General features: G+C 61.2%; 6 protein-coding genes. 2 read left to right on the forward strand and 4 right to left on the reverse strand.

All coding sequences use genetic code 11. The features are described from left to right. The first annotated feature begins 9 nt into the window (after nucleotides 1-9). Nucleotides 10-624, forward strand: a complete 615-nt coding sequence (locus AC1DVM_RS08030) for a hypothetical protein (protein WP_477253512.1) — start codon at nucleotides 10-12, stop codon at nucleotides 622-624. An 834-nt stretch (nucleotides 625-1,458) separates the two neighbouring features. Here the strand turns inward: AC1DVM_RS08030 and AC1DVM_RS08035 are convergent. From AC1DVM_RS08035 to AC1DVM_RS08050, 4 genes are all read right to left on the reverse strand, one after another. Then, the gene (locus tag AC1DVM_RS08035; RefSeq protein ID WP_477253524.1) at nucleotides 1,459-1,554 is read right to left on the reverse strand and encodes a hypothetical protein; all 96 of its coding nucleotides are present in this window, start codon (nucleotides 1,552-1,554) and stop codon (nucleotides 1,459-1,461) included. After that, nucleotides 1,521-1,964 (reverse strand): cytochrome b, encoded by a 444-nt coding sequence (locus AC1DVM_RS08040; protein WP_477253514.1) that lies wholly within the window; start codon nucleotides 1,962-1,964, stop codon nucleotides 1,521-1,523. The genes AC1DVM_RS08035 and AC1DVM_RS08040 overlap by 34 nt, the downstream gene beginning before the upstream one ends. A gap of 900 nt (nucleotides 1,965-2,864) precedes the next feature. Further along, a complete protein-coding gene (locus AC1DVM_RS08045; RefSeq protein WP_477253515.1) occupies nucleotides 2,865-4,505 on the reverse strand; it encodes an esterase/lipase family protein in 1,641 nt (546 codons plus the stop codon). A gap of 1,798 nt (nucleotides 4,506-6,303) precedes the next feature. Beyond that, nucleotides 6,304-6,819: a hypothetical protein gene (locus AC1DVM_RS08050; protein ID WP_477253517.1), complete on the reverse strand. Its 516-nt coding sequence runs from the start codon at nucleotides 6,817-6,819 to the stop codon at nucleotides 6,304-6,306. Nucleotides 6,820-7,452: 633 nt separating this feature from the next. Between AC1DVM_RS08050 and AC1DVM_RS08055 the strand changes: the two genes are divergently transcribed. Further along, nucleotides 7,453-13,369: hypothetical protein (locus AC1DVM_RS08055; protein ID WP_477253519.1), on the forward strand; the 5,917-nt coding region annotated here is incomplete at its 3' end.

The following is a 13,369-nucleotide window of genomic DNA, read 5'->3' on the forward strand; positions in this document are numbered from 1 at the left end:
GGCCGCTGGATGGCGCATCATGTGGCCGAACTGATTAACGCAGCTCGCACGGCTCCGCCGGACGCGCGCGAAGCGGCTGAACGCCGGTGCGCCTCGGCTATTCTCGACTTGTGGGATCACCGCGCCGGTTTGTCGGGAGGGCGGCTGCTGATGGATCTTGGTCCCGTTGTCACGGTGCTCAACAATCTCGATCCTACCGCCCCGCAGCCGGTCTACTTCCGCACAGTGTGGCGAGAGATGGAGCGGGACGCAGAGCACAGCACGATGGCTGAACCCGCCCGAGAGTGGCTGCGGGCGGCCGAGCAGGTGGACCGCGCCGCTCGCATGGCCATTCTCTTTGCGGTGGGCAAGGCAGCCGAGGCGGAGACTGACCGCTGCAAGCCCTGGGTGGCGCTCGCCGAAGCCGCCGGCACCGATGGCGCTCCCGACATCCAGCTGATCAAGCGACTGATCGTGATTGCCGAATACGGGCAGCCCGAGAGTGCTGTCGAGATCGAGGACCTACGGGACAGGCTGGTCCGCCTTGCCGAGTTCCGAAGGACTGCCGAGACGATCGAGGCGGAATGGCAGGCGCAGCTGGACGCGGCCATGACGAGCAACGCGGCCTCGCCCGCGCGAGATTGATTCAGCGGAGTCGCGTTGATCGGCGCCGGGCCGTGACCCCGCCTTAGCATTTGATCAGACGCCTGCAACGCCGATTGGCATCCAGGCGCCAATCCGATCCTAGCGGGAGCTGACCGTCCCAACATCCGCTATGGGTCAAGCTAGGACCCTGGTCGAAAGTCCGGTTGGAGGTCATAAGCAGTCGGTTAGGCCGTCTTGAAGTATTCCACTTCTTTGATAAAGCCGCTGCCCGTGTGAACATTTGGTACACAAGCCTGGTACATGAGCAACAACAGCATGATGATAAGGCGTTGATAATAAATGCTTTTTACGATATTGGTTCTCCTCCCCTCAGCTCCACCAAGCGTTTCGCTAGTAGGTTAAGGCTGGTCGCTGATCGTCCGTTACCCAGCGGGAGAGGAAATCCTTGGCCGTCAACCCGGCCTGTACGACCAGCCTCAATCCCAAGCGTGTTCAACGTCCATCAATTCGTCATCGACACGCAAGGCCGATCACGCTGGCCGGAGCAAAGGGCTCGTGAAGCCGGAACCACAGGACCGCCGCCCGCAGCACCACCACCGCCATCCGGGCAAGGGCCTAGGACTCGAAGGGGGCGTGGTCATGCACGCTCTCATCGTGGTGACGGGCATCCCGCGCCATCGGCAAGGCGGGGTGGGTTGCGTGCCGGACAGAAAGCGACGGCATGGACGGCTCTTTGAGGCAGCAACGGAACGGATCCGAACGACGCGTCCGGAACGCTCTTTAGTTTGTCGCTGAGCGTTGTCCCCGGTGGCCATTCGAAGCCGCAACCGGGCGATCAATTGCGACCCCTCACCCTWGAGAATAAGGTCGGCCCTAGACCGGGTTCATCCGTTCCATCGTTCCGTCCCGGAGCACGAACTGGTGCCACAGGGCGATCAGCGCGTGGAGACCTGACAGGACCAGGATGATCGTGCCGCCGGTCTCATGGACCTCCGCGATGAACCCGGCGATCCCTGAACTGAGGGTGCGATGGCAGGCAAGGACAGGCCGAAGAACGCGACTGGCACGCCCAGGCGCGAGGCAGCGTACCAGCCAGTGAGCGGCAGGCCGATCATGAAGAGGTAGAGCACGGCGTGCCCGATCTTCGCCGCAAGGTTGAGCCAAGGGCTCTGCGGATCCTCGATGCGGGGGCGGCTGCCCCACCAGCGGGCGATCAGCCGAGGCACGACGAGAAATAAAACCATGAGCCCGAGCCAGAAATGCAGCAGGGGCGGGTTGAGGCGGACCTGCCGGCCCCCCTCGGCGGTGAACCATGCCGCCAAGATCAACAGGGCCATGCCCCAGTGGAGAAGGATGAGGGTCTTCGAATAGCGCGGCATCGGTGACGTCCTTCCGTACGGGCTGGCGACGGTTCTGCGCCGGAGAGCTCGGCCCACGGTGGCCCTCGGGGAGCGTTCCAGCCATGCGCTGGATCAAATCCGTCCTTGGAGCCGAGCAGCGCAGCCCGAGTCTTCATCAGAGGCGTCTCTACACTGCTCAACCTGTCATCTTGCTGACAGCCTTCCACAGCAGCCTGACAGCAGCCTTGCGCCACTCTCCCGGCATTCCAGGCGCCCCAACCGGCGCTGGACCCAACAGGAGAGACCCATGCGCTATACCACCATCGTCCTTGCAACCGCTGCCGTTACTGCCAGCGCCTTCTCAGCCCAGGCGAGCAGCCTCGGGCGGTCCTGCACCACGGCGCCCCAGACTTCGTCCTGAACCGCGAACAGGTCGTCGAGGTGTCGGTCGTAGTGCTCGGCGACGCCTCGTCAACGTCAGCAACGATATATCGGACGGAAATCATTCAAACTTCTCCCGCCGATGATAAGCGTATGGAAGAAGGATTCCATCGGTGCATTGTCATAGCAACACCCGTCCGGGTCATCGAGGGTTTTACTGAGGGCGATAAGTCGCCGCGTGTATTAAGGACTATTTAGAACTTCGTGATCGAGGCCTCCCCGCGAGGCGGGCGACTTTCTTCGGACACGATCTGCGCGATAGGAAGCTTGAGGCCCATCGTGACGCCCTCGAAGCGATATTGGACCTCGACCCGCCACACCTCATGCGGGTCTTAATGCCGTTGAAACCGGGGCGCCGCGTCTCGCTTTCATACGGAGAGTTTGTCGAGTCAGTTGGGAGGTCCAACTGTTGATATTGCGGAATGTGAGTGCGCATGATCCGCGTCGAGACCTTCGATGGATTTATAAGTGTGCTCGCGCAGGGCCATTTCCATCCCCTCACCGACCCTCGCCGTAGCGCGCACGCAGCCAATCAGCTACGTCGCCAACCGCTCTTGTGTCCATGTAGTACCAGGAGTGCTTAATTTGAGGGGCTGCGGAGAAGTCGTATTCCTTCACCTCGCACTGCCGGACCGAGCCACCCGCGAAGTGCTCAATCGGCATCGGCCCCGAGCTTGTGGTTGTGACGTACTCGGCGATTAGATCGGCAGAACCATAAGCCAAAAGAAACGGAATCGAAGCGGGCCCTCTTGCAACAACAGAAAGCGGGGTAACTATCACTAGTGCAAAGCCCACAACTACAACCAGAATCGCAGCAACTGCGAAGGCTAGCACCCCACCACTGAACAAACTTGCTGCGACCATGCCCGCGCTGATCTTCCCCTCCGCGCGCGCGTCTCTCAGGGTTCCCATCGCAAGTTTTACTCCAGCGAACAGCCCTCCTCCAAGGCACCCAAGCATCAGCATTGCTGCTATCCCGATCCCCACATGTGGGCTCGAAAGCAATCGCATTGGGATACCAACCAGGGGCACCACATCATCAAGGAACACCAACGCCTCATCGGGTTCCTTCGTCCTAAGGCAGAGCACCGGAATATTTGATGGCATTCGGGCGCTGAGGCGAGAAATTAGATCTGACTGCTTACTTTCGCCGAGTGCCTTGATACCCGCAATGAGAGCTTTGGCCCAGTCGGCGCGCATCTTCTCAGCCTCATCCGAGGCCCGAAATCGTGCTCGCGTCTCATAGTGGCTGCCGGCAGGCTGGGAGTAGTAGTTAGCAACCAAAACCTGTTCATACCCGTCAGGCTCCAGAGGCCAGGCCACTAGAATTAGTGAAAAGAAGACGACCACCCCGCCAAGAACCTTCAACGGCACTCGGTCGCGTTCAATTAGACTTCCACCGAAGAAAATACCAATGATGTCAAGTAGCGTAGAGCCAAGTAACATAGCGAACCAAGCGATGTAGACCGCTATCTCAGCTGTCCCCAGAAGGGCAATATCTCCATCTAAATCTCGCGGCCGCACTTCTATGAATGGAGTGCCCATCGTGACAATAGCATCGACGCGTTGGTCTTTCTTCCCTGCATATAAAGCGACGTTGCCACCGTGACTGTGGGCCACCAGAAGTAAGCGGGCGGCCGGGTGATCTAGCCGAAGTTTCGCAACTAATTCGGAGAGCTTCTCTGACGCCGCGAAACGATGAAAATGGCTGTTGTTAGAGGCATCGAATAAGGATCCCGCCCAATCAAACTGGTAGAACTGGACCTTAATTCCATCAAAGCGCTGTTGAATCGTACTAACAATTAAGGAATTTTGTTGCGTCCATCCCGCTCTCGGCGCGAATGTCCCGTGAACGAGAATAACAATAGCATCGGGTTCCCCGCCGAGAGCCTCATTACTCGGAAATGCTGTCGACTTAGTTACTAATGTGCTAGGCACAAGAGAGACGGCCAATAGACCGATAAAGACAAGGAGAAGGAGGAAGGCGAGACACCGCCGAGCAAACTTCCATAGGACCTTAGCTTTGGGTCTTGGGTGATCCCGATCGATTATCGCATCCTCCCCCAGGTACAACACTTTAACATCGACTGCGCGAGACGATTGTCCCTTGGTCCAGCTTAGCGTCACCTCGCTTATCATGCGTCGAGTTCAAGCGCCTGTGCCGTCGAGTGCGCTGCTTAGTGCCTCCCCGACAAAGGTAAGCTTCTTGTTTGAACCATCTTCGCGTTAGCGGGCGCAGCGTAGGGCTTTCCCGTGCCCGTGATAAAGCCAGCCAGGGCGAGGGCGTTTGCCACTGCCCTCAGCAAACGGCGCCGACCGTTGACCGGGTAGCGGTGCAGAGCGCTGCGGCTCGAACCCACTAAGATCGGCGCTTAGCCGCAATTTTCGCCAGGGGAACCGCGCCGCTCACATGCACTACGACAACTGGAGGCAGTAGAATTACAAGAGCTTCCCCGAGCTGCCTCACAGGATCGATAGGCCGCGTCGCACGCATCGGGGCAACCAGGATTAACGTAGTAGCAAGCTAGAATGATATTTTTTGTTTTTTTTGTAATGGGTGTGTACCGGGAAGGCGCACTAATTTCATTAGCCTGTAGAGCGGAAAATCTATCAGAGAAGCTCTGAGTGTCACCTGCAGTAGCCGGAATTGCTAGTAGAATGCCTGCCGCTATAAGAGTGAACCGAACGAATACCGGATTCATGATCACCCCTCAGCTCAAGCTGACCGCTGAGCGACGTCAATCATACCACTGCGGCGACCCTTTCCGAATGAGCAGAATAGTCATGTCCGCACATCACTACTGAGAGGACATGATGGGCAGCCCGATCAGGATGAGCGACGCGCTGACGAGCTGGCCCACGGCACGAAACATCAAATGGGGTTGTGCGGCCATGTGAACGGGGTCGCGTTCTTCAACAAGGTCACGAGCCACGCTTTCAAATGAACCTCTTCCACAAGACCAAAGGAGGCACAAGTTGACCCATTCCGGGGGGCCCGGACGCCTCGACAGCGGCTCCGCCTGCTCGAAGTATCGTTCAGCGGCATGAAAACATTCAAGCGATCCAGGCAATACCCAGTGGCAGCGCGATGTCTCAGTCAGCTTGTTGCTCCTCGAGGCTGCAAGCGATGACGAGCCGCGGAAGCGGACTTTCCTGCGGGAAGCACTGGGGATTGTTTCAAGTCGTGAAGGCGTGATGCCTTGAGCGCCGACCGAAAAGGAGGGCGTCAGTACATCGAAGCCGAGCTCGCCAGGCTTGCCAACGAACGGTGACCTCGCATCAGGCCCTTGATCTTCCCCCGTCTACGTGGACACAGGTTTAGGCCGCGTTTTGCTCGGCCTGTTCGGGGGTTAGATAACCCGAGAGCGGAATGGATCCGTTGCCGATTGTATTAGCCTTCGATGCAAGTGGCCCGGCTCTACAGGCCGTTCGTGTGGATCGCATTCCACGCGGGTGGCGCGATTGCCCTGTTTGTGCCCGCAATCCCAACATTTCTCAACACGGTAGGTCAACTATCTTCGGCCATTGGACACCGGTTGACGCCCGAAGGAATGGGGCGTTCGTACAGTGCAGCCTCAACGAAGTGTTGCCTGCCGAATGGACGCGCCTAGCCGGCCCTCTATTTTTTCAATGCGCTCGCGGGATGGCCCGCAAGTCCTCGCGACGCGCGCTTGGGCGATCAAGGTTTCGGCATTGAGGGGAAGATCAATGGAAAGCTCCTGAGCCTTGCAGCGGGAGGGCACGAATCTCTCGGTCACCGACGCCTAGATCACCATGCCGACGATCGCTCAGTCTACGCCCTACCCGAACCCACTGCCAGCGCTGTGCCATAAAGAGCCTCCTGCGAAATACGTGTGTAGGCGCAAACCCGTCAGGCCCACCGCGTCATCGATGCTACCTAGGTGCCGGTTGGCCATCACGGACTCTGGATTGAGTTTCAGTTCATTTGGTCAATGGCTTTCATGTAGTCAGCGGGCAATTGAAATTTGGAGCGATCCGGTCGCTTCAAACCTGTCTTACCCACAGCATCATGYACGAAATCGATGCAACTCGACGTCGTGAGCGAGTAGTCTTTCGAGTTCCACTGATCCGTAAGCGCGAGGATTTGTCGACGCTGATCTTCAGTGATCTTGACTTTAACAGTCGTATCAATGTGACCGAACCTACCTGGGTTCTTGTTGGCTTCCGATGCGGTTAGCCCCGGCCCCCCAATGAGACCCTTCCCCCCGCTCTTGGGATAGAAACCGTAACAGTCCTCCTTGATACCGTTGTTGAGGTGAAGGGCAATGCACGCGAAGGCGTGTCCGACGAACTCGCTGTCGGACCAGGACGTCTTTGCCCCGTAGAACTCGACGTAGATGTCTCCTGGAGCGCCGACAGCTGGCTTCGACAGCATTGCCGCCGACGCCAAGACTGCCAGAAGACCAGCGCCGAAATTCCGGTTTCGCCTCATTCCGCTACTCCTAGTTTGTAAAGGGTTCAGAGTCTCGATTGGAAATGGGACGCCAAGCTCGCTGACCGGTAGGCGCAGGGCCGCCGCAGTCTGACAGCGCTAATGTCAGGCTTGTCGCCGAGCGCCTGTCCGATTTGAAGTTTCCTGACAACGCACCGACAAGACTGGGCAGCTTCCTTGGGCGTCCTGCCCCCGGCCGCCCCTTCACACATCTCACTCTGCAGAAACCAAGGCCGGCGCCTTCTCTTATCAGCGTTATGCCGCAGCAAAACGACAATCTGTTTGGCATAACACTAACCCGCCCTCCTTTAAGAATCAATGCAATGTTCCAAATTTTAAATTAACAATTCGATACTACCTCTTTCTAACTGTTAGTTTATCTACCAATACTTCTATTTTGCCTTTTTGCAGCGCTCAGTGAAGTGTAATTGTGCATTTGAATCATTCCACACTGAGCGGATCGTCCGTTTCAACAGCAAGACGCCCTTAGCCAAGGAGACTGTCGTGGATGAGTGCCCTTGTCCGGATGCTGAACCCGGTATTGAGCCGGAGGAACGCTCGATTCCCCGCCAACTGCGTCCAACCCGTCGGAGTGTGCTTGCGGGCTCGAGCGTTCTCATCCTAGCGGGTGGTGTGCACGCCGCCGAGCAGGTCACCGAGCACTACCAGCTTGAGTTCGCGGACGACACGCACCGGCAGATCCTGAATCTGCGCAATCTCTCAGTGGCTGGGGACCAAGACCCGATTGTGCTCTCGTGGAACCGACGCGATTTCGGGCCCCTAGCGTCGTTCTCCATTCACCGGGAGTCCCAGCGGTATCCGTCCAGGCCGATTGTGGAGCGGAACGACGATGCGGCTGTCGCGGTGACATGGTTGCCGACGCTGCTTCGGGTGACGGTGCATCGCGCCACTTTTCCAGGGTTGGAGACGAGTGCGTTCGATGCGGTCTTCACATTCCGTCGCAAAACACCGACGGATACCTGGAAGGTGTCAGCGGGACTGCAGGCAGGCTGGTTTCCCGGCGCATCGGCTACCAACTCCGCAGCGCTCCCGCTCGCGGAGTTCCTGGCTGCTTACAACCCGACGAAGCTCAGATTCCCGCTCCAGCGCCGCGACAACAACAAGATGCTTTGGGAACTCTTCGGTGACAGGGTGGAGACGAATGCTGATCTCGTGCTTGAGTTCGGCAGGCAGGCGGCCTGGACGATCCTATCCCTCGCTAACGCGACTGCGCCGGGTCTCTACATCCTCGACTTTCCTCTGGAGTTCGGCCGCATCGACCTGTATCGAATCCGTGGTGATTCACCCGGGAGCATTGCCGGCACCGCCACACCTGGTTCAACCGGCGGCAAGGTCTCAGATGTGGGCACCGGCGGGACCGACACCCTCAGACTAGATCCCGAGGTGAAGTGGGGTGCGTTGCCGCCCCGTGGCGCTCCCACGCCCGTCGCGGATGGCTGTTATGGCGTCGTTGGCGACATATTGGGGTTTACCTTCCAGGATCTGGCCCGTCGGGATCGTATCCCTGGAACTCGTGTGGAATTGGCCGCAGCGACTATTGGTGACGAGCGTATCGCACCCGTCCTGACGCTGGATTTGAAGACCATCGGCATGGGCGAGGGACCCGAGCCGCGCACGCTCGGTGCCGTTCTCCGGCACTGGGGCGCTCCGGCCCATACAGCGGCGAGTTGCTTCGTCGACCCCGACGAGCACGGGCGCCCGATCGCACATCTCGAACTTCGCCGGGGCCCCACCACCTCGCCTACTGGCGTGGAAGGCCCGTTCTCGATCGCCGGCTTCGAGATCGTACGCCAACTACGCCGCGGCACGGGTGTCGTGACCCGGGTCGCGCTCATCCCCGCTTCGAAGGAGGTTCTGGCCGAGACGAGCGTCGGCGGCCTCGTCCTGGCTGCTCTCCCGCGCAGCAGTCCCGAACCCGGCAAGGCACCGCGCATAGCGCCCTTGGAAGTGGAGGCTGTTGACGCGCCTGACGACCGGGGGCGGCGCATCCTAACTCGCTTTGAAGCTCGAATGGCGCTATTCAGTGCCTCCGTGGCTCTCCCTGAGCGCATCGAGCCCGGTGCGGGGCCAGAACGGGTGGCCCGCGTGGTTCCTGGCACTCATAGCTGGCGGCTCGATTTCGATCAGGCCGACGCGCTGCTTTATCTTCCCGCCCTGGGCAGCCCCCCTGTCACGTCAGCCGACGCGATCGTGCCGCTTGGTCCAGTCCCGGCTGCGGATCCCGCGGCGGCTGTAGACCGAAACGGACCCAGGCGGCGGACGCTCGCACAAATCGCCCTCGACCGAGCCTGCCTGACCGTGCTTCGGCCAAGCGACCTGCTGGCGCTCAAGTTCCGCTTCGCCGGCCTGGCCCTCGAAGTTCCGTGGCCGCCCGACGCTGGACTGCCCGGCACGCTAGTGCCGCACGGCGGGCGTTCCGCGGTGCGGCCGCGTCCGGATGTTGGCGGAAGGCGCACAACGCCACGTGATGACAGGCCGGTCCTCGTCGTGGAGTTCCCGCCGCAGCACGTGGCTGAACGTGCCTACGAGCGCCAACTGCCAGCCCCGGTGGACATGCCCGTCTTAGCCGTACGAGGCGGCGATGCTGAGCGATTCCGGGCGCTCCGTGAGGCGTTGTCAAGGCCCAAGCGGTGGACCCGTGCTCCTACGGACCCTTTGCAGGCCTGCCGGGATGATCCGGAGCAGAGCGGTTTCAAGACCATTGCGGACAAAATTCTCTCCCGCATGCGGCCACCCATGGCCGAATCTGATGGAACGGACATGTGCGAGCGCGTGGCACTCAGGGAGGCGCTCCGCGATCTCGCAAAGGAGTCTTTTGACAACCTGCTTTTCGGCTCAGTCACGGTGGCTCACTTCGACCGGCGATTCACCGAGGCGGCAAGGAAGGTTCCTCGGCCGGGTGGCGGATTTGCCGCCCTGCCGGACGACCAACAGCTTTACGCCGGTGCGGACTTTCTTGACCCTGATGCGCGTCAGATCGCAATCCGTGTGCTTAGGAAACTCCAGCAGGAAGCTGGAGCGACACCCGGTAGTGGGCCAGACACCAAGCTGCCAGACGCCCAACTCGATCCGTCCGAGCAAGATGCCATCCTTCAAAGCTTTGTTGATCGCAGAATCATGCCCGGCGTCACCGACCCAAAGGCGCTTCTCGCCCGGCTCGAGAGCGCAGACGATACGGCGGTGGAGCGCGAGTTTCCTGTCCTGAAGGTTTTGATCGAAGAGATCGAGATCGCTAAGGAACGCCGTGACGTGACCTATGCCGAGTTCCGACGCCACTACGCTACGCTGGCGGCAGGCTTGCCCGAGCGCTTCCGACAGTACAGGGGACGGGAATGGTTCGGGAGAATACCAGACACAGAGCCCTGGACAACCGTGAAAAAGAAGGTTCGGGCGGAGGTCGACCGGGGAGATGGGGAAGATAGCCGAGAACCCTTCGACGCGGTGACGCCGGCGCGCCTGTCCGGACCGAGCCGCATCGCCTTCCGTGTTGACACTGACGATTTCGAGGCGGACCGGACGGGTGGCCGCATTCCCTTCACCGTCGAGGGCCTGACCAACTGGGGCGGGATGGACATGGCGGTAGTGCGACGCGCCGAGCGCCTGATGGAACCTCTCGCGCCCGGCCGTTCGCCCAAGCGCTGGGAACGTCGCGCCTTGAATGACGAGGGAGCCATCCTGCGTTTTCAAGGATTCTCGCCTAACCGGCGTTGGGGCGGGACCGGACCTCGCACGCAATGGGCCCCGTCGCTGACCGGGCCATCGCCGGCGCAGAGGCTCGCAGAGGTCCATGCCAGCAGCGAGCAGCCGCCCGACGTCTTCGAGACGGCACTGGAATTGCCGTACAGGCTGTTCCTGTCGCCATCGCAGGATGCGACCTGGAAGACCTCGGCTGCACGGGTCGCGCGGGAAGTCTTCGGTCTGCCTGAACCAGACTCGCTCGCCGCCCAGATCGCACCCTTCCAGGAGTTGTGGACGGCGCGGTTGGCCGGATCCGGCGAGCAGGCTGGCCTGCGCGCGGTCTGGTCGCCGGACTTCCGGCCGGATGCCCTTCTGTCGACGGCTGCCCCGGGTGCCCCGCAACGGGGCCCAATCCCGCCATGGGCGCTCGCGCGCTCAGTTGGGATCCGCCGTCCCGGAGACCTGCCTGACCTAACCTTCCGAACGGGTCTCGACGCTTACGACCGCCATGAACTCGTTGCGCTGACTGCGCTGCATGGCCTTCCAGTCCTCGGCCGGAGGGCCGCCAAGGGCGACCTAACCGCGGAAGCGGGCCAGATCGAGCCACCCGAGGGCTTCGCCCTCCCCGGCCTTCAGATCCGGAACGTCCCTGCGCTCGGCGGCGAGGTCGAGTTGAGCGCGATTTACCGGCCGAAGGCCTTCTCGGTGTCGGAACTCTCTCTCAGCGCGCTCGGCGGTTGTCTCGACGTCGATACCGCATTCCAGCCGCCTGCCTCGGCTCGGGACGCTCGGGGCTCAAATTTGTTCGACGCCTTGTCCGTCGAGCGGTGGCGGCAGCGAACCGTGCTTGGTCGCGACGTGGTCGTCGAGGTCGTCTACAAGGGCTTCCTGTTCCCAATTGGTCACCGGGCAAGCTTGGTCAAGCTGACGGAGCGCCGCTTTGTCCAAACGCATGCTGGGGGACCGCCGGTAGCGGTGCTGATTCAGCGCCTTTTCCTGAGGGTCGGCAATCCAGTCAAAAACTTTCCTGCAGAGGGTCAGCCAAACCTGGGACGGCGCTGGCCGTGCGAACGCATCACGATCCTCACGCGGCAGACGCCGGACCTCGTCGATCCCGATAGCGAGCTTGCGGGCCTGATCAAATTTGGAACGGACACCACGGGCCGGTGCTTCTGGCCGCGCACCGCTCGCCGCCAGGGAGCAGAGGTCTGGTTCCAAATGCGCGTAGGGGGCGAGAGTGTGCCGGTCCGGTTGCCGCTTATTTTCGTCGACAATAGCGCCGCCAACGACCAGCCAACCATGAAGGCGTTAGTCGAGCACTACAACAGAAGCGTGGCCGACGGGCTGCGGGATTCGCCCACCCGCAAGCTTGAGCGCAACGGCCAGCCCGTGGTTATGGCGCCGGAATACAAGCCGGGCGACACAAGCTACGAAACGCGATGGTGGAAGCTTGCGGCCGAGGGGCGCGAGAACATGCCGCCTAAGGGCAGGCCAACAGAGGCACGCACCTTCGACAATAGTCTGTTTGAGCGCGACGAGTTCATGGAAGGGCTTGACCAGCCCCCATTCTACCCGGTCGTCGAAAGCGGATCGTGCCGGATAGGACCCATTGAGCGGTTGACGGGGCGATCGCCGCTGTGGGCCGAGGTGGCCTTCGACGGTGACTATGTCGCTGATGGGTTCGGCGACGACCCCGAGATTGCGGCCGGATCGGCGGAGGAGCGTGGCAGCCGCCACGAAATCTACTTGCGAATTTTGGCGAACCAGCAGAACGGTGCCAAGGCGCTCCCGCTCACCTTCGGCGACCGCGGCGACCAGGGCGGCGGGGTCGCCCGGGGCGAAATGGAGGTGGTCGGAATCTCGCGCCAGTTTGGACCAGTCAACGGGCCGGGCGTCCGTTCCGCGGACGAGGGCAAGCCCGAGAACGGGCCTTCTGCTGACGCCCCGCAACCCTCCCTCCCTCGCTCATTCAAGCCGGAGGACGCCTTTTCGAGCGATGCCAAGCTGCTCGGTATCGCCTCCCTCAAGGACTTAGTGAAGGCTGCGACGGAGGTCGCCAACAAGCTCGGTCACCACCCGCGGCTCGCCGAGGCGCTCGACTACGGCGCAGCCTCGGTCAAGGAAGGCGCGGCGGAGGTCCGGGCAGTCCTGACAGACGCGCTAATCAAGCCGGCCGAGATTGCATTGAGCGCGGCCGAAGCGTCCTGGACGGATTTGGCTTCGAAGCGCCTGGGCACCGATAAAGTGCCTACGCTCGGGGCTGCCTATCCTCAGATCGGACAAGACTTGGCCATCCTCAAGCTCAAGCTCGTCGAGGCGCAGGACGCCAAACGCTCTGGCGCTGAGTTCTTCGCCAGTTTGGCCCCTATCCACGAGGCGGCGCGCCGCCTTATTCGGACCATCGAGCGCATCACAGCTGATCCACTCGCGGCCGCCTCGGGCGCGCAGGTCGAGCTATTCCGGAAGATCACGAACGCGATTACCGAACTCAAGGCGCTTGTTGAAACGCTTGGAAAGGTCAAGGATTGGCCAAGACGGATAACGGAACGCTTTGAGGCCCGCCTCTTTACCGCGCTCCACGGGCGACTGATCAAGTTCGTAGATGCATCACTCCCTGCAGCGGACGTTGCGCGCGCCGTGCAGATCATTGCGGAAGCGGCGAAGAACTCCAGGCCGGCGGCTCTATCTCCTGCCGAACTGGGTCTTCTGCCCGGCCGCTTCGCCAGCCAACTACGCGCCGAGTTGGAAGCCGCCGCACCTGCACCCTCCGACGCCGTCGAGAGCGCACTGACGGGCCTTATCGACCGGCTCTGGCGCCTCCAGGACGACGTTGAGGCGGTCAAGGCGGAAG

The organism is Microvirga sp. P4_A5 (assembly GCF_056402495.1).

What these genes read in the sequence shown, in the direction of transcription:
- AC1DVM_RS08040 (WP_477253514.1), bottom strand. Translation starts at nt 1,964, where the DNA reads ATGCCGCGCTATTCGAAGACCCTCATCCTTCTCCACTGGGGCATGGCC.
- AC1DVM_RS08030 (WP_477253512.1), top strand. Translation starts at nt 10, where the DNA reads ATGGCGCATCATGTGGCCGAACTGATTAACGCAGCTCGCACGGCTCCG.
- AC1DVM_RS08045 (WP_477253515.1), bottom strand. Translation starts at nt 4,505, where the DNA reads ATGATAAGCGAGGTGACGCTAAGCTGGACCAAGGGACAATCGTCTCGC.